This window comes from Nocardia brasiliensis IFM 10847 (assembly GCF_000710915.1).
GTDB classification, from domain to species: domain Bacteria; phylum Actinomycetota; class Actinomycetes; order Mycobacteriales; family Mycobacteriaceae; genus Nocardia; species Nocardia brasiliensis_A.
Genome location: NZ_BAUA01000128.1, coordinates 12,823 through 31,944, shown reverse-complemented (window position 1 = coordinate 31,944; position 19,122 = coordinate 12,823). Strand labels below are relative to the sequence as shown.

The window sequence follows — 19,122 nt, the reverse complement described above, 5'->3', positions numbered from 1 at the left end:
TGCATGTGTTTGCTTGCCGGGTACGTCTCTGCTTGCCCTTCACGGTTTGCTTGCCGCGCACGTGTTTGCCTGCCGCGCACGTATTTGTCGAAGAATTCGTGCGCGGCGCGACGATTCGTGCGCGGCGCGACTGTTCGTGCGTGGCGGGACTGTTCGTGCGTGGCGGGACGAGCGTGCGTGGCGCGACTGTTCGTGCGCGGGAGTCAGGGGTTGCGGATCTTGTCCTGTCGCGTCCCACTGAGCCGACGCGGGCCGGTCGGACCCGGCTCCCGGGACGCTCCTGCTCAGCAACGTGACCCCGTGGAGGCACGGGCGAATCGGTCTGCGGTATGACGCGGGACGATGCCGCCGGGGTTAACGTCGGCGGCATGGCACGCGGGATACGGTTCAGTAGGCGGCGATTCGCTCAGCTGGGCGGGGTGATGCTGGCTTCGGCAGGGGCCGCGTCCGCGGGCGCGGTCCCCGCCGGGCTCGATGCGGTCAGGATTTCGACCGACGCAGGCGTGTTCGAGGCGGTGTCCGCTGGACCCGCGCAGGGCCGGGAAGTGTTGTTGCTGCATGGTTTTCCGGAGCTGGGCATCGAGTGGGACCAGCAGATGGGCGCGCTCGCGGCCGTGGGGTGCCGGGCGGTCGCGCCCGATCAGCGTGGGTATTCCCCAGGGGTGCGGCCCGCCCGGATCGAGGACTATCGGCTCGATCTGCTCGTGTCCGATGTGTGGGCGATCGCGGACGCTCTGGGGTGGCGGCGGTTCGACCTGGTCGGGCACGACTGGGGCGCGGTCGTCGCGTGGGTGGCCGCGGCCGACCGGCCGGATCGGATCCGTTCGCTGACGACGGTTTCCGTGCCGCATCCGGCCGCTTTCGCCGACGCGCTGCGGAACGACCCTGCACAGCAACAGGCTTCGGCCTACATGAACAGATTCCGGCAACCGGCGCCGCTCCCGGAGGACGCGATCCTCGCCGGTGGCCCACCGAAACTGACGGGCGTCCCGGAGTGGAAGAGCGCCGAGTATTTCCGCCGCCTCGCCGAGCCGGGCGCACTCACCGCTGCGCTGAACTGGTACCGCGCCAATGACTTCGAGGGCTACCGCAAGCCCGTCACGGTGCCGACCCTGTTCCTGGCCGCCACCGACGATCGCATGGTCGCGATGTCGGGCATCCACGCAACGAGCGCCTGGGCCACCGGCCCTTACCGGCTCGAGATCCTCCCCGGCGCAGGTCACAACATCCCCGAACACGCCGCGGTAGAAACCTCGGCCCACCTGCTAGCCCACCTGCTGTCCGTACCGTGTTGAACGGGATCGGCACGCGCACAGTCGATTCCCGCCCAGGAGTGCCGACGGCAAGTATTCGGAGCTCACGCTTACGGACATCCCGAGCGAGACGAAGGCTCATCCGCGATGCCAGCGCGTCGAGCTGTTCCACGCAACGTTCGGGTCCACGGGCGCCGGGGCACAGTTGTCACGTTCTCGTCCCTGATGCAGCGGCATCGTAGTTCGACGGTCGGGTCGACCACGGTACCCGGCCGGAACGACGGCCGGGGCGATCGTGGGTAAGTTGGCGGCCGCGTGTGGTGGAGAGCGAGGACCAGCCGGTCACCGAACAGGAAGTTCTTGCCGTGCCCACGGATTCGGTGCCCGAGCAAATGTTGGAGATGTGAAAATGACCCGAATGAAAACGTTCGTGATCGTATTCGCCGTGGGTGCAGTAATTCTCGCAGGTTGTCGGGAAAGCACGAGTACGGATCGAGCCTATTGTGACGCGCTGAAAGATCTGGGCAGCGGAACTCAGGTGCCCGATACCGCGAATTCGGCGACCGTGCCCAAGATGCGCAAGCTCGCCGGGCTGGCACCGGACGACATCAAGGCCGACTGGAACGAACTCGCGGACTCGCAGGAAAAACTCATGGCCGCCACCAGCCCGGACCCGTCGGCCACGCAGGCCGATATCGGTTCGGTGGCGCAGCGCATCGTCGACTACAACCAGAAGACCTGCACGAAGTGAATGATGCTGCGCGCGAAGGAGTGCGAGCCGCTCACGATCTGAGCTCGGGCCGCCGGAACCGACGCGCCAGCAACGTGACGTCCCGATGCCGCACCAAGCGCAGCGTGGCAGCCGTTGGCCTGCTGGGCTTTCCGACGATCAGCGTCGGATCGTGCCGCAGGATGCGCACTTCCAGGTCGACGGTGTCGGGTGCGAGTGCGGCGCCGAATTGCTCTGCGAGCGCTTGCCGTAACCCGCGCAGCTGGTCCAGGGCGTCCACCTGTCTGCCCGCGCGATACAGGGCGAGGGCGTGCAGCCTGGTCAGTGGCTCGTGCAGCGGGTATTCGCCCGCGAGCACGGCCATGGTCCGCAGATGTTCCGCGCCGGAACCGACCCGTAGCGCGGAATCCAGCCCGGCGATGGTCAATTCGAGCCGCCACTCGTCCAACCGCGCCGCCTCGACCTCCGCGTACGGCGTCCAGCGCAGGTCGGCGAGCGCGGGCCCGCGCCACAGACGCAACGCTTCGTCTGCGGCCGCGTGGGCGGCGGCGTGCTGCCCGGCCCGGCGCGCGGCGTGCAAGCGGTCCGCGATCGATTCGGCGGCGAGCAGGTCTCCCGCCACGATCGTGGTCCGGTAGCCCGCGGGGGTGCGCAGCACGGCGGCGCCGTGCGGGCCCAACGCCGAACGCAGCCGCGACACCACGACGCGTAACCGTTCGATCGGCCGCGAGAGTTCACCCTCGCCCCACAGATCGGCGGCGAGCCGTCGATCCGGAACCGGCACACCACCGGCGAGCGCGAGCCGCACCAGGGCCGCACGCTCGAGCGGCCGATCCACCCCGACGACCGTGTCACCGGCGGTGACCTGCACCGGGCCGAGGATTCGCAGCTGCGCAGACGCCGGTGCGGCATCGGGCAACGGGCAGGTGGCCGGCGCGGTCATACCCGCCACTCCGTTCCCGCGGCGGGGCCGACGAGGGTGACCCCGTAGCGGGCGAACTCGGCCTCGATCTCCGCCCGCTCGCGACGCTGCGTGGCAGCGGGTGGCAGGACTCGGCTGGTGGCCGCGGTGCCGAAGGCCCGGTGCGCCTTCTCGATTCCGGCGGGCGTGTACTGGTGCAGCACGCGTGCCGTGTCGGTGTGCACCCGAAATCCGTGCTGGATACCGCGCGGCAGCCAGACCGAGGTGCCGGGACCTGCCGCTATCCGATCGAGTCCGCGATGCATCGTCACCTCACCCTCCAGGACGAAACACAGTTCGTCTTCTCGTGAATGCAGATGGATCGGCGGTTCGCTGCCGCGCGGCACCACCATCTCCGCGACCGAGAGCACCCCGCCCGTGGTCTCGCCGAGCTGATGCCAGACGATCAGGCAGCCGAACGCCCACTCGGCGATCGGCTCGTACGACCCGAGCTCGTGACGTCGTTGTTCCGGCAAGGCGCTCCTCGATTCGTGATCCGCTGAGAACCATGCTCGATCCGCCGAGCCGAGAACGGAAACACCGATCGGCTGTCGGATCTACAATCCTGGCTTGTGGATGTGGAGCTCCGACACTTGCGCGCTTTCCACGTACTCGCGACCGAGCTGAACTTCACCAAGGCGGCCGCGCGTCTGCACCTGACCCAGCAGGCGCTGAGCAACCAGATCAAGCAGCTCGAAACTCGCATCGGCGCAACGCTTTTCCAACGCAGCACGCGGCAGGTGACGCTCACCGACGCGGGCCGGACGTTGCTGGCCAGGGTGCCCGACATCCTCGACACCGTCGGCGCGGCGATCGCCGACACCCGCGAGACCGAGTCGGGGGAGCGCACCGAATTGCGGATCGGCATCCGCGGCGTCACCGGATTGGACGTCACGCCACGGATGCTGCGGGCCTTCGCCGCCGAATACCCGCATGTGGCATTGACCGTCGGCAAGGTCGAATTCGACGACCCGAGTGCGGGCGTGCTGGCAGGCACCGCCGACATGGGGCTCATCTGGCTGCCTGCGCCCGACGGTCTCGAGATCACGCCGCTGCTCGCCGAGCAGCGCATCGCACTGCTGTCGGCCGACGATCCGCTGGCCGCGAGTCCGGCGGTCTCGCCCCCGGATCTGGCGGTCCAGCCGTTCGCCTGGTGGACCGATAATCGGCACCTGGCGGCCCAGCACTTCATGACGCTAGGCGACTACCGCGACGGCCCGCCGACCATCGGTGCCTACGTCACTACTCTCGAGGATCTGCTCGCCGCGGTCGGCAGCGGCCAGGCGGTCGCCGTGTCGGTGGCCTCGGTCGCGCACTTCTTCCCGTGGTCGGGCGTCGTCGCCCGCCCCCTGCGCGATGTCGCCCCCTCGGTGCTGGCCCTCGCCGTTCGCGAGGGCGAGAACCGCCCCCTGGTCTCCGCGTTCGCCCGCATCGCGGCCAAGGTCGCCGCCGAACTCATCGCCGAAGGCGCCTGCGCCCCTGCCCCGTAACCGAAACCCTTGCGCCACTGCGCACTTGAACGAAAAACCCCGCATGCGGCACGCGCATGCGGGGTGTTCTCGGAGTACGCCTAGTCCAGGTAATCGCGCACTAAAGAGGGGTGTGCTTTGTGCTGGTCCAGGGATAATCGAGGCGGCGGGGGAGCGTGACACCCACCGATATCTTGGACTGGGCTGTGCGGGCAGGCTGAACGACCTCCGCCCCATCGGGTAGGAACGCCATCGGCGCCTTTGAGTCGGAGGCCACGCCCACCAGGACCATGCGACCGAAGGTCGCGCCAGCTACAGTTCAGTGAGGAAACGAATCGGCGAAAGACAGCACCTCGACCGACAGACGCATGTGCTTCGGGATGCGGTTCTCCTCGGTGAATCCCGGACCAGTCTGGAGGCAGTAGGTGCCTCGTTGACCGCGGAAGCGGCTCATCAGTTCGCTAACCGTCTTCGCGGCGGTTCCTAGAACTTCGTCTGGGTACATGGCGGCCCGGATCTTTTTGTCGGTCTCCTTGATCGCTGGCAGCACGTCTTGCAGGAGATCGAGAACGGCTGGGTCGTCTGGAAGAGCCTCCAACTGCGCTCTGTAAGCGGCCATGTTCGCCTGATTCAAGTTCCGGGTCTGGAGGATAACCCGCCGTGAGCCTCAGGTTGATCGTCGGCTCCAGAGATCGACCGATACCGAGTTCAAGGAGGATCGTTCCCATGAGATCGAGATGAACAAGCGCATTGCGGGACTCGACGAGCCACCGGTAGGCGGCACAGCCGTCGAAGAGATCGTCGAGGTGGACCCTCACCCGAGTTGCGGTGTCGTCCCCGCGCTCGTCGCCCAATTGCTTCGCCTGTTCGCGGCGCTGTTCGCGGTAGACGAAGTAGGCATTGACTACAGCGAGGACATGAGCAGCGATTGCATCTCGAACACTCACGCCCCGGGCATCGTGCGGCGACACGTGGTGATCTCTCTGCATTGCTGTGCCGATCTCGGCCAGGTAATCGAGGAGTCGAATCGATTCTTCCCGGACGAAGACGAGCATGGACTGGCTTAGGTAATCCTCGATGAGGTTGTGAGCCGCCAGGTATCGGTGATGCTCAACCTCGGTGAATCGGTCAAGTGGTCGGAACACTGGGAAATCTTCGGAATCCCAATCGATCAGTACGGCCCCGTAATTGCTTGCGCCCGAAATTTTTGACACCGTCCTTCGTATTGTCGTAGTGGTCCAGGACGATAGTTGCATGACCATTGTTTGGCGAGCGAATTTCCGTAACCACAGTGGTCTACTTGCCAACACTTGGCGGATCGGTGACCAGGTGCGTTCGCAGGAGGATGCTGCGGCCGCGATTAGACGGCACGTCCGTCGCGAGCCAGCCACTCCGAGCTCCGAGTTCCATCCATGTCTCGACCCAACCGGTATTGAGCCTGGCGGGCAGGATGCTTTATCAAGACGTGGCGTCGTCTCGCCAGACTCGGCCGCCCCCACGCCCACGAGTCGGCCGAACTCGGGGCAGTCCCGTGAACGGATTGGTGAGGTTTGGTGTCGACGCGGACGATTGCTTTGGACGCTTGGGGATTTCCACTTATACGTCTTCAGCCGAAGTCTTGAGCTTAATGCACGATGGAGTTTGGCGCGGAGTCTGCTCGCCCTTGATCGCCCGAACGAAGGTGAACTGCTCACGGACATTGACCGAAAGAACGTCGAAGCCGTAGTCGGCGAATACTTGTTGGAGTCGGACTTCATCTGCCCCGATATGCGAGGTGGGCTCACACAACCAGAGCTGTCCGTCGACAGGCAGGATGCGGTGTGCTTCCAGCAGGTAGTCGGTGTGGTTCTTCCCCATGAGCGACAGCGAGAGGACGACTACATCTACCGACGCGTCGTCGACTGGAAGTTCTGCGATATCACACGCGATCACGCGCTCGTCGATGGCAACGTGATCAAACGCGAGTATGGTGTGCGAGCCTGTCACGTTATCAGCAAGTAGCATCTCACCGCACCCCAAATCTGCGACCGTGTACGGACGTTGCCGCCTATTGAGCCAGCCCGCGAACTCGATTGCGGGAACCACGCTCCACTGTTGTCGCGCCCGCCTGTAGAGATCGTGGTAGCGGTGCCATTCGGTCGGATCCCCGACCAAGCGTGTGTGCGTAACGATGGAGTGTGTCGATGCCCACGCTCCATTCATCCTGGACAGCTCGCCAAAACGAGCAATTATCGCAGGATGGTTCAATCGATCTACATCGTCACCTAGCAGACCGTCGAGGGGTTTCCGTGTGACAGTTTGGGTTCCGATCTCTTTGAGTCGGCGTAGCCATTCAACACTCGACCTTGCCGCCTCCGCTGGTGAGACCAATATTCCCTTTGGAACGATTCCATCGACGGCGCAATCGGACAGCGATTCTTTCATCTCCACACGCGCCCACCGTTGGCCACACCACGACCACCGCTCCATATCACCGCTGTGACTAGCGATATCGGCAAATGTCGACGGAACAACAACTTTGACAGTGTGCGACTTTTGCCCCTGCCGGTGAACGCGGCCGACGATCTGCTGATAATTTGCGTGAGTCCAAGGGAGGGTCGCGAAAATAAGGGTGTCGCATACGTGCTGAAGCCCATCGACGCCAGTCGATATTGCTTCGGATCCGATAAGAACATCGACCTGATCTCTATCCGCAACGAGCAGACCGCTTGGCCACTTCCCGATGAATCGACTCAGTCCACCCTTGTCGTCGCCTGTGAATAGCCCCACGCGAAGTCCTGCATCGAGCAATGCTTGTTTGAGTGGCTCCACGATTCCCGTCGTGAATTGTGTATAGATGAGTGATTTTCGTCCCGCTCGACATTCATTGACGATGGTATTGAGTTTGTCTATCAATAATATTTGGTCGAGTACAGCAGGGGCTGGGTGACAGCCCAGCGCGATGATGTCATCGATCCTGTGCGAGACATCAATTGCCGGCGTGGTGAATTCGAGGTCGGCCACGTACTCAGGAATCCATCTCGACCCGACTCGAACGAGATGCTGATGCATCTGCATCGCGTTGGGAACTGTACTTGTCGTGTCCAGATCGTCGAGCGTGACACCCTCGATCATTTCGATGAGGCTCCGGGCTTCGTGCAAGTCATTGACCACGGGGGTCGCAGACATTCCGAGTACCGCGAGGTCAGGGTTCGATCTGCCCGCCTCGGCCGTGAGGGCTGTGAGGACTTGGCGCCGCTGCGACGTTGGCGTGCTTTGGCGTGCCTTGACGTAGTGCACTTCGTCAATGACCAACAGATCGACACGATGGTCGAGAATCAGTGTCTTGATCTCGCCACCATGTCCCGGGAGGCGGTCGTAGTTGACAACCAGCCACCTGGGCCCTGCTCCTGGGGCCCAGGAAGGTGAGAGTGTTCTCGACGCTACCCGTGCATCGGGATAACAGTTCTGGATCGAATCCACCCATCCGATGACGACATTGTTGGGGCATACGACGAGCACGATTCCCCCATCGTGACCAGCGTGGAGCAAGCCGGCTGCGAGGATGGCCGACACCGTCTTACCTGCGCCGGTGCCTGACCAGTTTCCGACGCGTCTGCGACCGAGGAGCTTTATCGCTGTGTGCTTCTGCATGAGGTTTGGCTGAGTGACGCCGATGTCATCGCCTGCCCGGAACGACCAGTTTCCAACAGGGGCGAGAGCGACCGCCTGTTCATATTCCGATCGGAAACGAAGACGAATACGTTCGGCGTATTGATTCGAGCATGGCTCGATTGTCTTGTCGAGTTCGGATTGCAGCTGGCGACGCTCCACGTCATTCACACGACCGCTGTCGAGTCGGTAGGCGATCTTCCAAATCTGTTCTGCTGCCGCGACAGTCAGGTACTCAGCCGTGTCGATATCCGAGCTCGCCAAGAACTTCGCTCCCATCCGCAGCACGCCATCGACCGAGAGGGAGGGCAGAGAGGCGGCGTGACCATCGCAGGACGGTTCGTCCTCGGCTTTTGTCGTATCTGATACTGCAGACGCAGCATCGTCCGGTGTCGGAATGTGTCCTGTCGGGTTGAGGGCGTCGACGACGTCCGGCATTTCCTCTTCAACAGGCAGAGATTCTCGTTCCTTCCCGGCCAAGCCGATCAGGCGGTGGGGATCCGACAGAAGGTCGGTGATATCGCAGGCCTTCGTCGATGCCAGAACGCCAGCTTGCTGGCAGACTGCGTAGAGCATAGCGGGCGTCATCGATTCGGTATGTTCTCCGAGATCCGCGACGAAGCCCTCTAACCGACGTGCATTCCATACGCTCACTTCACAGTGGCAGCCCATCTTCTGATTTGTGCGCCACAACACGGGCATCTCATATTCGTGGCCGCATGCGCCGAGCCACCAGACGCATTTGTCGGTCTTGGATGTGACCGCGTCAGGTGTCAGGTTCCCGTTCTTGCTGGGATGCCATTCCGCAGCGATTGATGGAAATCGCGACGCAAGATCATTGAACCCTGCCTCGACTCGGCGACCGGCACAAATCGGGCAGCCCTGGTTCCCTCGGGTCCGATCTTTGATCGGGGCATCCCACTCATGTCCGCACGAGTTTCCCAGCCACCATGCTCTCAGATCGTTGATCGCAGTAATGCACTCGGGTCGTGCATCTCCGTTCTTGGTGGGATGCCATTCGGACGCCACCTCCGGGAATCTCGATTTCAGGTCGTTGAACCCTTCCAGTACACGCCGACCAGCGCATACCGAGCAACCGCTGGCATTGCGAGTTCGGTCCACAACTCGCGCCTCCCACTCATGGCCACAGCGCCGGCCCAACCACCAGACTTTCCGGTTGGTTCCACCGCCGATTGCGTCCGGCGTGATCCCTGCATTCTTGGTGGGATGCCATTCCTCAGCAATCTCTGGGAACTGCGAGGCGAAGTCGTTGAAGCCAGCAAGAATTCGTAATCCAGAACACACATGGCAGCCGCTTTTGTAACGCGTCCGGCTCAATACTTGAGTTTCCCACTCATGGCCACACGCGGCCGACCACCAAGCAACCTTTGTGGTTCCAGCAAGAACACCGTCTGGCGTGAGGTCGCCGTTCTTCTCCGGATGCCACTCGACCGCGATTGCAGGGAATTGCGAGGCAAGGTCGTTGAAGCCAGCGAGAACCCTTTTACCTGAGCAGATCGGGCAACCCTGCCCCCCGGTGGTGCGGCCGACCACCGGCGCGTCCCACTCATGACCGCACGACCCCAACCACCAAAATTCCCGGTTGCTCCCACCACTGATTTCTTCCGGCATGATGCGGCCGTTCTTGATGGGATGCCACTGCGCTGCAACCTCCGGGAACTGCGAAGCAAGGTCGTTGAAACCGGCAAGCACGCGACTTCCGCCACATATTGGACATCCGTGTCCGATCCTTGTCCGGTTGGCGACCAATGCTTTCCACTCGTGCCCGCATTTTCCTAGCCACCATACCTTTTTCTCGGATCCGGCACTGATTTCGGAGGCAGTGAAGTCCTTGTTCTTGGTCGGATGCCACTCCGCTGCTATCGCAGGAAATTTCGAGGCGAGGTCATTGAATCCCGAAAGCACCCGGGCGCCAGCGCAGAAGGGACATCCGGTTCCTCCGCGACTGGTTCGATCATTGACAGTTGCATCCCATTCATGGCCACATGCACCGAGCCACCAGACTCGTTTCGCGGTACCTGGCGCAATTTGATCTGGCCGCAGGTCGAGATTCCTGGTGGGATGCCATTCTGCGGCGATCTCGGGAAAGCGCGTGGCGAGGTCGTTGACCCCTGCAAGGATGCGTCGGCCAGAACAGACTGGGCAGCCTGAGCCGTTACGGGTTCGGCTTGAAACGAGGGCATTCCATTCATGGCCGCACTGGCCCAGCCACCAGGCTTTCTTCTCATTACCATGGTGCACGGTCGCGGGTGTGATATCACCGTTTTTCGTAGGGTGCCACTCTGCGGCGATCTCTGGGAAGCGAAACGCAAGGTCGTTGAAACCAGTGAAAACTCTCGTTCCGGAACAGATCGGACACGCACGCTTCAGGGCCGTTCGATCGACAATCCGAGCTTCCCATTCGTGTCCGCACCCGCCCAACCACCAGGCAGAGGACCCACTGTTGGCCGCGACAGATTCCGGAGTGAGGCTGCTGTTCTTCGTGGGGTGCCATTCGGCGGCGATTTCCGGCGATCCTGTTGCTAGATCGTTTGCCCCTACCACGAGTCTATGGTTGGAGCAAACCGGGCATCCGTATTGTCGGTGCGTACGTTTACGAACCGACTCGTCCCATTCATGACCGCATCGTCCTAACCACCATGCGGTCTTGGTGCTGCCGAAGAACACAGTTTCCGGTGTCAATTCACCGTTCTTGGCGGGGTGCCACTCTGCAGCAACCGATGGAAACCTTGAGGCCAGGTCGTTGTATCCAGTCAGAACCCGCTTTCCTGAGCAGATTGGGCAGCCGGTGCCGATACGAGTCCGGGTCGACACCGGTGCATCCCACTCATGGCCGCAAGTGCCCTGCCACCAGACCTTCGTATTACTCCCTGCACTGATCTGGTCCGGGCTCACCGGCTCATTTCTAATGGGATGCCAGTCGGCAGCGATCTCCGGGTGCTGAGAAAGCAGGTCGTTGAATCCCGCCAGTACGCGCTGACCGGAGCAAATGGGACATCCGGGACCGCGCTTGGCATGGTTGTTTATATAGGCATCCCATTCGTGGCCGCATTCGGCACGCCACCAGACCTTTTGTTGTGAACCGGCACCAACGTGCGCTGGAGTGAGGTCGCCGTTCTTCGTGGGGTGCCACTGAGCAGCGACATCGGGACGAAGTACTTCCAGGGACTTGTGTACATCGCGGACCGGATCGAACTTCGCCATGCCTACCCTCACAACGTGTGGCTATGCTTTACCCGCTGGAGTATCGCAGCTGGCACTGACACAAATGGCGAGATGTGGGCCGCACCTCGCCGGTCTTCAGGTTTGCCCGGTGGTCGGTTTTCCGGCGAGGGAATCGCCCCCCAGAATGAACGGCGTCGGTCAGCGCAGAGGGCCTGGTCACTGCGGCCCAGGTCGAATTGCAGTCTGGGCGACCTTGAGAGTCTCGCTGCGTAATCCCGGGCGGCTCCAACGCGGCGCTGATCGTGTCCGCCGCAGCCTCGAACCGCATACCGACCTGGGTGAGGGATTGTCCACCCTGGCCGGCCACCCCGCCCATAACAGCACCCACTACACAGTCGGCGCTCGTGGCGGGACCGAAACGATTTCCGCGCCCGCGGCCGCGCTGAGTGCTCCGCGGTTCTGGTCGTCGACGCCGCGCGCCGGTCCGGTTCCTGGCGCGGGAATCCCAGGGCGTCATATCCGGCGGCGGACAACAGCATGGCGAGATCGATCGTATATTCGATCACCATCCCACTGCCTTGACTGAGAGCTCTGTGCTCGTCCGGAAAACAGAAATTGGGCCCCAAAGTCGCAGCTCAGGGGCCCAATCTCGGGTAGTGCCTAGTCCAGGTAGTCGCGCAGGACCTGGGAGCGGCTGGGGTGGCGCAGCTTGCTCATGGTCTTGGACTCGATCTGGCGGATGCGTTCGCGGGTGACACCGTAGACCTGGCCGATCTCGTCCAGGGTGCGCGGCTGACCGTCGGTGAGGCCGAAGCGCAGCCGGACCACGCCCGCCTCGCGCTCGGACAGCGTCTCCAGCACCGACTGCAGCTGATCCTGCAGCAGCGTGAAGCTCACCGCGTCGACGGCGACGACGGCCTCGGAGTCCTCGATGAAGTCACCGAGCTGGCTGTCGCCCTCGTCGCCGATGGTCTGGTCCAGCGAGATGGGTTCACGCGCGTACTGCTGGATTTCCAGCACCTTCTCCGGCGTGATGTCCATTTCCTTGGCCAGCTCCTCCGGGGTGGGCTCACGGCCCAGGTCCTGGAGCAGCTCGCGCTGGATGCGGCCGAGCTTGTTGATGACCTCCACCATGTGCACCGGGATGCGGATGGTGCGGGCCTGGTCGGCCATGGCGCGGGTGATAGCCTGCCGGATCCACCAGGTGGCGTACGTGGAGAACTTGTAGCCCTTGGTGTAGTCGAACTTCTCGACGGCACGGATCAGACCCAGGTTGCCCTCCTGGATCAGGTCCAGGAACGCCATGCCACGGCCGGTGTAGCGCTTGGCCAGCGAGACGACCAGGCGCAGGTTGGCTTCCAGCAGATGGTTCTTGGCCCGGTTGCCGTCGCGGACGATCCAGTTGTAGTCGCGGCGCATCGCGACCGGCAGCTTCTCGCCCTGCTCGGTGAACTCGCGCACCTTCTCCGCCGCGTAGAGGCCCGCCTCGATCCGCTTGGCGAGTTCGACCTCCTCTTCGGCGTTGAGCAGCGCGACCTTGCCGATCTGCTTGAGGTAGGCGCGCACCGAGTCGGCCGAGGCGGTGAGCTCGGCGTCCTTGCGGGCCTGGCGCAGGGCCTCGGATTCCTCTTCGTCCCAGACGAAGTCGCCGGAGGCCTTGTCGGCGGCGGAGGGCTCGACCTCTTCCTCGGCGGCCTCGGCCACTTCCTCGACGACGAGGTCTTCGGCTTCCTCGGTCAGGTCGTCCTCGGAGACCTCGAGATCGCCGAGATCCTCGATGTCGAGCGACTCGTCGTCGATGACCTCGTCGGCACCGGGCTCGCCGTCGCCGCCCACCTTCTTGGTGGCGGCCTTCTTGGCCGGCGCCTTGGCCGCCTTGGCGGCGGCCTTCTTCGCGGGTGCCTTCTTGGCCGCGGCCTTCTTCGCGGGGGCCTTCTTCGCGGCAGCCGCCTTACGGACCGGCCGTGCTTCGGTTACATCTGCGGAATCGGCCTCGGCCGAATCGGCGGTCTGACGGGTATTCGTGGCTACCACGTACGCCCTTTCGTGACGGTCTCGTGCGGCGTCACGCCAGAGTGGTCTTCCGGCGGAGCGGTCTGTCGGGTTTCACCGGCGGAGGGCCGGTCGGGTTGCACCGGCTCACGACTGCGTCGTGGGCCGAGGGCGCTGTGCCTGTGATTCACTCGCTTGCGTTCGTGAACAGGCCGGGCACGTTCCATTGTAACGATCTAACCAGGGTACCTTCGCCCGCGATGTCGCCTACGGTGCGGGAGCGTTTACGGATTCTCGCATGCCGCGCCCATGTTATGGCGCGATACCGGCATCGATGGCCATCGCCGCGCCGACGATGCCCGCGGTGTTCTTCAGGTGCGCGGGAATGACCTGAGTTCGATTGGTGAGCAACGGAATCCACAGGTCGGCATCGCGGCTGATCCCGCCGCCCGCGACGAATACTTTCGGCCAGAAGAGATTCTCCAGGCCGATCAGGATGGTGCTGACCTCGGCGGCCCACTGTTCGTAGGTGAGACCGTCGCGATCCTTGATCGACGCGGCGGCGCGATGCTCGGTCTCCATGCCGCCGACCTCGAGGTGGCCGAGTTCGCTGTTGGCCACCAGCGTGCCCTGGTAGAGCAGGGCCGAGCCGATCCCGGTGCCGAAGGTCAGCAGCAGCACGAGCCCGTCGAAATCCTTTGCCGCGCCGTAGCGGTCCTCGGCCAGGCCGGCCGCGTCCGCGTCGTTGAGCACGGTGACGGGACGCCCGTCCAGCGCGGTCGAGAACAACGCGCGCGCGTCGGTGCCCACCCACGCCTTGTCGATGTTGGCGGCGGTGCGGGCGACGCCGTCGAGCACCACCGACGGCAGCGTGATGCCGACCGGACCGTCCCAATCGGCTTGTGCGACCAGCTTTGCCACCGCGTCGGCGACGGCCTGCGGGGTGGACGGCTGCGGTGTCGCGATCTTGATCCGTTCGTGGACCAGCTCGCCGGTGGCCAGATCCACCGCGCCGCCTTTGACGCCGCTGCCGCCGATATCGATGCCGAATGCGTGCCCCCGAGCGGACATGACCTACCCCTCGTTCCTGTGTCTGGCGAGTGTGGAGCACAACGCCGAGGCACAAGCTCCTACCGCGTCGGCGCACGCATTTGCGGTGAGGTGCCCGACGACGGCGTTGTGTCGTGCACGACAAGAGTAATGCGCGATCGATGCTGCGCGTTCCCGAGGATCTGTGATGCGATGGAGAGCGTGCCGGAAACCTCATCACCAGTGTCCGACTACACCTCCGAGATCATCGTCGCCCGCGGCGACGAGGCCGAACTGCGCAGAGTCGCGGTCGACCTCGCCGAAACCGCCGCCGCCCACGTCCGTGCCCGCCGCCCCGAGGTCTTCGGACAGGCCGGCGGCCCCGCGGACGGCGCGGTGCAGGTCAAGGCCCACCCGACCGATCCGGTGACCATCGTGGACACCGAGACCGAAGACCTGATCCGCGGCCTGCTCGCCGAGCAGAGACCGGGTGATCCGATCCTCGGCGAGGAGGGCGGCGGCACGCTCGCCGACTCGGCCGCAGACGTCGTGCACTGGGTGGTCGACCCGATCGACGGCACGGTCAACTTCCTGTACGGGATTCCGGGCTACGCGGTGTCGGTGGCGGCGCTGCGGGGCGGCAGACCGGTCGCGGGTGCGGTGGTCGACGTGGCGCGGCGGGCCACCTACAGCGCCGGTCTCGGTCTCGGTGCGATCCGGGTCGACGCCGACGGCGCTGTCGAGCACCTGAGCTGCACGCCGGTCGAGACCGTCTCGATGTCGTTGGTGGCCACCGGTTTTGCCTACGGCAAGCACCGGCGCACGCGACAGGCGCAACTGATCGGCGAGGTGCTGCCGCAGGTGCGCGACATCCGCAGGCTCGGCGCGGCCGCCCTGGACCTGTGTCACGTCGCGGCGGGCCGGGTGGACGCCTACTTCGAGCACGGCCTCAACGCGTGGGACTGGGGCGCCGGTGCGCTTATCGCGGCGGAAGCGGGTGCGCGGCTCACCCTGCCGCCCGCCACCGCGACGAGCGCGGCGGGCGACCTGGTGCTCGCCGCCGCGCCGGGCATCGCCGACGAACTGGCCGAGCTGCTCGAGCGGGTCGGCGCGACCGAGCCGATTCCCGACCTGTAGTGACGACTGTGCCCCTCGAAGCCGGTGGTCTCGAGGAGCACAGGGCAAACGCCGGACGCGCGAGCTAGCAGCGCGCCTGGCGGGCGGCGTCGAGCAGCTTGATATCGATCTGCGGCGGCCCGCCGGGCGCGGGGTTCTTCAGCGACCGCAACACCTCTTCGGCGTCGTTGCTGGGGCGGATATCGCGGAACAGCGAACCGAGCACCATGTCCACCGTGTCGTCGCTGCGCTGATCCTCGATCAGCTCGGCGCACGGCACCACCAACTGCACCGAGGCGGCGGCCGGCCGGCCGTTGACGCCGAACCGGATCTGGCCGGTGCACTCGAGGTCGCCGTTGACGTATACCGAATCGTTGCCGAACTGCGTCCCCGGCGCGCTGGCGAACCCGAGATCGCCGAACTGGGCCGCGACGTGGGCCGCCTGGCCGCGCTGGTTGTTCGCGTTCAGCACGCGCACCTTGGCGGCGGCCAGCGGCGCCGGTTCCACGTCCTGTAACCGCCCGTTGCCGACCCGCTGGCCGAGTGCGACGGGCTGCCCGGCGCCGGGATCGGTGGCCGGGCTCGGCGAGTTGCAGGCCATCGCGCTGGTGTCTCGTTCGGTCGTCGTCAGTGCCTTGACCCACACGATCGTGCAGATCAGCAGCAGGACGCCGAGCATGATGAGCCAGGGCTGCGGTCGTCGGCGGAGGAAGGGCCTGCCCTGGGAATCCACGGGGCGGCCTTCGGTGATCAGTGAAACCACCAGCACACTCTACGAAAAGGATCCGGGTCCGGGCGCAGGCAGGCCGACGGAGTCCGGGGCCGCGGTATGTGCTGAGCCGACGCCGCCTGCCCGGGCGCGGTGCGCGCAGGCGGGCCGCGAACCGGGCCGCGGTGCCCGGCAACCGCGCCCCAGGTCTCGGTGAGTTCGACGGGAGGTGTCGATTACCCGTCGGTTTCGAATCGTCTGTGTTTTGATTGCGACTTTTGTCGCGGGGTCCGCTATTGTCTGGCGGCCCAGATCGAATCGCCGGTGGCGAAATTGGTGGTCGGTCGCGGGAACAAGTAGGGCATGTCCTGCGTTTACCGAGCGCTATCCGGAGTGGATCAGCCCGATCCGCCCTGATGAGTGACCGGTGTGCGTGTGACGTGCACCACCGGCGGGGCGGTACGAGTCACGGCGATTCCTTGCGGAATCGGTGTGAGTGGACCGGTCCGGGATATACGAAGTAAGGACGAGGGGAAGACGACATGGCAACCGACTATGACGCACCGAGGCGCACCGAAACCGACGATGTGTCGGAAGATTCGCTGGAGGAGCTGAAGGCTCGTCGTAACGAGGCACAGTCCGCCGTCGTGGATATCGACGAATCCGATACCGCGGAGTCGTTCGAGCTTCCCGGCGCGGACCTGTCCGAGGAAGTGCTGACGGTTCGGGTGATCCCGAAGCAGGCCGACGAGTTCACCTGTTCCAGCTGCTTCCTCGTGCACCACCGCAGCAGGCTGGCCAGCGAGAAGGGCGGCCAGATGATCTGCATGGACTGCGCGGCCTGAGCGCGAGCACACCGCTCGCCCCCCGATCTCGATGAGGGTTCAGGCCATCAGCCCGCGCTCGGCACTCCGAGCGCGGCCAGGACCCGTTCGGGCCTGCGCGTACTGACCAGCCAGTACGGCGTGGGGTCATCGGGATCGTCGAGCACGAGCAACACCATCGGCCCGATCCACGGTCGGTGCTGTACGTAGGCGGCGGGGTCGAGCTGGCGACCCAGCGCCGCACTCTTCGCCGTGTGGGCGACGACGGCCGCACGGGCAACGAAATTCACCGGCAGGTGGGCGCGGTCGGCGCGCAGTTCGAGCGTGCCCGAGGAATCCGGCGCGACCTCCACCCGGTGCCTGCTCAGCCAGAGCAGCACCCACACCGGTACCGGGAAGAGCAGTACGTAAGGCAGCCAGGCGCGCAGACCCGGTGCGCCCATATGGATTTCGGCAGCCAGCAAGCCGGTCACGGCGAAGGCCACCGGCCACCACCACAGCGGCACCCAGAGGCGCTCGCGGTACGGCTGTGGGCTCGGCTGTTTCTCGTCCATGGTCACTGGGTTGGGCTGGTCCGACACGAGTCAACACTAAGTCACGTCTGTCCGAGCTGTACGCGTAGGCTCGACCAACGTGAGGGAGCGAAGCGAGCGAACCATGGACACACCGAGTCCCGCTCACGACGGAGCCGAGTACCCGGAGGCGAAGTCGTGAGGAATGAACTGCCGCCGATAGCGGTGCTGCGGCTCGATCCCGGCATCCCCCTGCCGACGCGCGCCCACCACGGCGACGCGGGCGTCGATCTGTGCACCACCGCCGACGTGATCCTGGAACCGGGGGAGCGGGCGTTGGTCGGCACCGGCCTCGCGATCGCGCTACCGGTCGGCACGGTCGGTCTCATCCACCCCCGCTCGGGGCTGGCCGCGAAGGCCGGTCTGTCGGTGGTGAACACCCCGGGCACCGTCGATGCCGGCTACCGCGGCGAGATCAAGGTGTGCCTGATCAACCACGACCCGCGCACGCCGATCGAGCTGCGCCGGGGCGGACCGGATCGCCCAGCTGCTGGGTGCAGCGGGTCGAGTTGGTGGATTTCGTCGAGGTCGACTCGCTCGATGAAACCAGCCGGGGCGCGGGCGGTTACGGGTCCAGCGGCGGTCACGCGAGTCTGACCGGGGCGGGCCGGGCAGCCGGCAAGGAGGCGTAATGGGACTGTTCGGAAAGAAGAAGCGGTCTGCGGACTACGACGACGACCGGTATGCGGCCGACGAGTACGACGAGGTCGAGGCATACGACGAGGACGACTACGACACCGACGAGCACCCGATCGTGCCCGTCGGCCGCCATGTCGCCGCCGCCGACGAGCCACCCTCCGGCCCGCACGACTACGACGACGTGGCCGACCTGCTGGACCGGGTCGCCGACCAACGACTCGATCTGGGCTCGGTGATCCTGCCGGTGCCGCAGGGCGGTCAGCTGCAGGTCGAGATGACGCCCGACGGCGCACCGCAGGCGGTACACCTCGCGACCGAACACGGCCGGATCACCGTCGCGGCGTACGCGGCCCCCAAGTCGGCGGGCCAGTGGCGCACGGTGGCCGCGGATCTCGCGGATTCGCTGCGCAAGGACGGTTCGCGGGTCGCGGTGGAGACCGGCCCGTGGGGTCGCGAACTGCTGGCCGTCACCGACGGGGCCGATCTGCGGTTCATCGGGGTCGACGGGCCGCGCTGGATGGTGCGGTTGGTCGCGGCCGGTCCGTCCGGTGCGGCCAACGACGGCAGCCCGCTGGTCGCCGCGGCCCGGGCGATCCTGCGCGAGACCGTGGTCCGGCGCGGCGACGACCCGCTGCCGGTGCGCGAGCCGCTGCCCGTGGTACTCCCACAGGAACTCGCCGAACAGCTGGCCGCGGCCCATCAGGCCCAGGTCGACGCGCAACAGCAGCAGCTGGCGGCCCAGGCGCAAGCCCAAGCCAACCCCCAGCTGCCGCCGCGCCTGCCGGAGGGCCCCCGCCGCGGCGCCGACGGTTCGGCCATGCAACAGCTGGGCCTGAACTAGCGCCGAATCCCCAACCGGCCCAGCCCGATTCGCGCGGATCGCCGCAGTCCCGGTAACCGGCGATACCTCGACCACCACGCGGCAGTTCCACCTGGGACATCGCGGGCGGTCGCTACTGGTCAGTTGATCACCAGGTAATGGTGGCGGAAG

15 protein-coding genes and 1 pseudogene are annotated in these 19,122 nt (G+C 65.1%); 8 read left to right on the top strand and 8 right to left on the bottom strand.

Annotation, left to right across the window (positions count from 1 at the left end):
* The first annotated feature begins 368 nt into the window (after nt 1–368).
* A complete protein-coding gene (locus tag NBRGI_RS26855; protein ID WP_235211114.1) occupies nt 369–1,295 on the top strand; it encodes an alpha/beta fold hydrolase in 927 nt (308 codons plus the stop codon).
* A gap of 376 nt (nt 1,296–1,671) precedes the next feature.
* A complete protein-coding gene (locus NBRGI_RS26845) occupies nt 1,672–2,004 on the top strand; it encodes a hypothetical protein (protein WP_148310961.1) in 333 nt (110 codons plus the stop codon).
* 31 nt (nt 2,005–2,035) lie between these two features.
* On the opposite strand, the gene NBRGI_RS26840 is transcribed toward NBRGI_RS26845, so the two are convergent.
* Together NBRGI_RS26840 and NBRGI_RS45470 are read right to left on the bottom strand one after the other, a co-directional pair.
* Entirely contained in the window at nt 2,036–2,926 is an 891-nt protein-coding gene (locus NBRGI_RS26840; protein ID WP_029899991.1) for an AfsR/SARP family transcriptional regulator, read from the bottom strand.
* The gene (locus NBRGI_RS45470; RefSeq protein ID WP_051728048.1) at nt 2,923–3,420 is read right to left on the bottom strand and encodes a cupin domain-containing protein; all 498 of its coding nucleotides are present in this window, start codon (nt 3,418–3,420) and stop codon (nt 2,923–2,925) included. The genes NBRGI_RS26840 and NBRGI_RS45470 overlap by 4 nt, the downstream gene beginning before the upstream one ends.
* Before the next feature lie 96 nt (nt 3,421–3,516).
* Here NBRGI_RS45470 and NBRGI_RS26830 point away from each other — a divergent pair, with 96 nt between their 5' ends.
* Nucleotides 3,517–4,434: a LysR family transcriptional regulator gene (locus NBRGI_RS26830; protein WP_029899989.1), complete on the top strand. Its 918-nt coding sequence runs from the start codon at nt 3,517–3,519 to the stop codon at nt 4,432–4,434.
* A 298-nt stretch (nt 4,435–4,732) separates the two neighbouring features.
* Here NBRGI_RS26830 and NBRGI_RS26820 read toward each other — a convergent pair whose 3' ends face one another.
* Entirely contained in the window at nt 4,733–5,032 is a 300-nt protein-coding gene (locus NBRGI_RS26820) for a hypothetical protein (protein ID WP_029899988.1), read from the bottom strand.
* 118 nt (nt 5,033–5,150) lie between these two features.
* Here NBRGI_RS26820 and NBRGI_RS26815 point away from each other — a divergent pair, with 118 nt between their 5' ends.
* Nucleotides 5,151–5,480 carry a hypothetical protein gene (locus tag NBRGI_RS26815; RefSeq protein ID WP_029899987.1) on the top strand — a complete coding sequence of 110 codons (330 nt, stop codon included), beginning with the start codon at nt 5,151–5,153 and terminating at the stop codon, nt 5,478–5,480.
* A gap of 529 nt (nt 5,481–6,009) precedes the next feature.
* Here NBRGI_RS26815 and NBRGI_RS47670 read toward each other — a convergent pair.
* From NBRGI_RS47670 to ppgK, 3 genes are all read right to left on the bottom strand, one after another.
* Nucleotides 6,010–11,289 (bottom strand): zinc-ribbon domain-containing protein, encoded by a 5,280-nt coding sequence (locus NBRGI_RS47670; RefSeq protein WP_148310959.1) that lies wholly within the window; start codon nt 11,287–11,289, stop codon nt 6,010–6,012.
* A gap of 621 nt (nt 11,290–11,910) precedes the next feature.
* Nucleotides 11,911–13,284 carry an RNA polymerase sigma factor gene (locus tag NBRGI_RS26795; protein WP_029899983.1) on the bottom strand — a complete coding sequence of 458 codons (1,374 nt, stop codon included), beginning with the start codon at nt 13,282–13,284 and terminating at the stop codon, nt 11,911–11,913.
* Nucleotides 13,285–13,554: 270 nt separating this feature from the next.
* Nucleotides 13,555–14,313, bottom strand: coding sequence for a polyphosphate--glucose phosphotransferase (gene ppgK, locus NBRGI_RS26790; protein ID WP_029899982.1), 759 nt, complete (start codon nt 14,311–14,313; stop codon nt 13,555–13,557).
* Between the two features lie 171 nt (nt 14,314–14,484).
* On the opposite strand from ppgK, the gene NBRGI_RS26785 reads away from it, so the two are divergent.
* Nucleotides 14,485–15,408 carry an inositol monophosphatase family protein gene (locus tag NBRGI_RS26785; protein WP_029899981.1) on the top strand — a complete coding sequence of 308 codons (924 nt, stop codon included), beginning with the start codon at nt 14,485–14,487 and terminating at the stop codon, nt 15,406–15,408.
* Between the two features lie 64 nt (nt 15,409–15,472).
* On the opposite strand, the gene cei is transcribed toward NBRGI_RS26785, so the two are convergent.
* Nucleotides 15,473–16,150 carry an envelope integrity protein Cei gene (cei, locus tag NBRGI_RS26780; protein ID WP_029899980.1) on the bottom strand — a complete coding sequence of 226 codons (678 nt, stop codon included), beginning with the start codon at nt 16,148–16,150 and terminating at the stop codon, nt 15,473–15,475.
* Between the two features lie 488 nt (nt 16,151–16,638).
* Here cei and NBRGI_RS26775 point away from each other — a divergent pair, with 488 nt between their 5' ends.
* Nucleotides 16,639–16,941: a DUF4193 domain-containing protein gene (locus NBRGI_RS26775; protein ID WP_014986697.1), complete on the top strand. Its 303-nt coding sequence runs from the start codon at nt 16,639–16,641 to the stop codon at nt 16,939–16,941.
* A gap of 47 nt (nt 16,942–16,988) precedes the next feature.
* Here NBRGI_RS26775 and NBRGI_RS26770 read toward each other — a convergent pair whose 3' ends face one another.
* A complete protein-coding gene (locus NBRGI_RS26770; RefSeq protein WP_029899979.1) occupies nt 16,989–17,474 on the bottom strand; it encodes a DUF3093 domain-containing protein in 486 nt (161 codons plus the stop codon).
* Between the two features lie 177 nt (nt 17,475–17,651).
* Here NBRGI_RS26770 and dut point away from each other — a divergent pair.
* Nucleotides 17,652–18,124: pseudogene (dut, locus tag NBRGI_RS44280) on the top strand (dUTP diphosphatase).
* A 5-nt stretch (nt 18,125–18,129) separates the two neighbouring features.
* Nucleotides 18,130–18,972, top strand: a complete 843-nt coding sequence (locus NBRGI_RS26760; RefSeq protein WP_029899978.1) for a DUF3710 domain-containing protein — start codon at nt 18,130–18,132, stop codon at nt 18,970–18,972.
* The last annotated feature ends 150 nt before the right edge of the window (nt 18,973–19,122 follow it).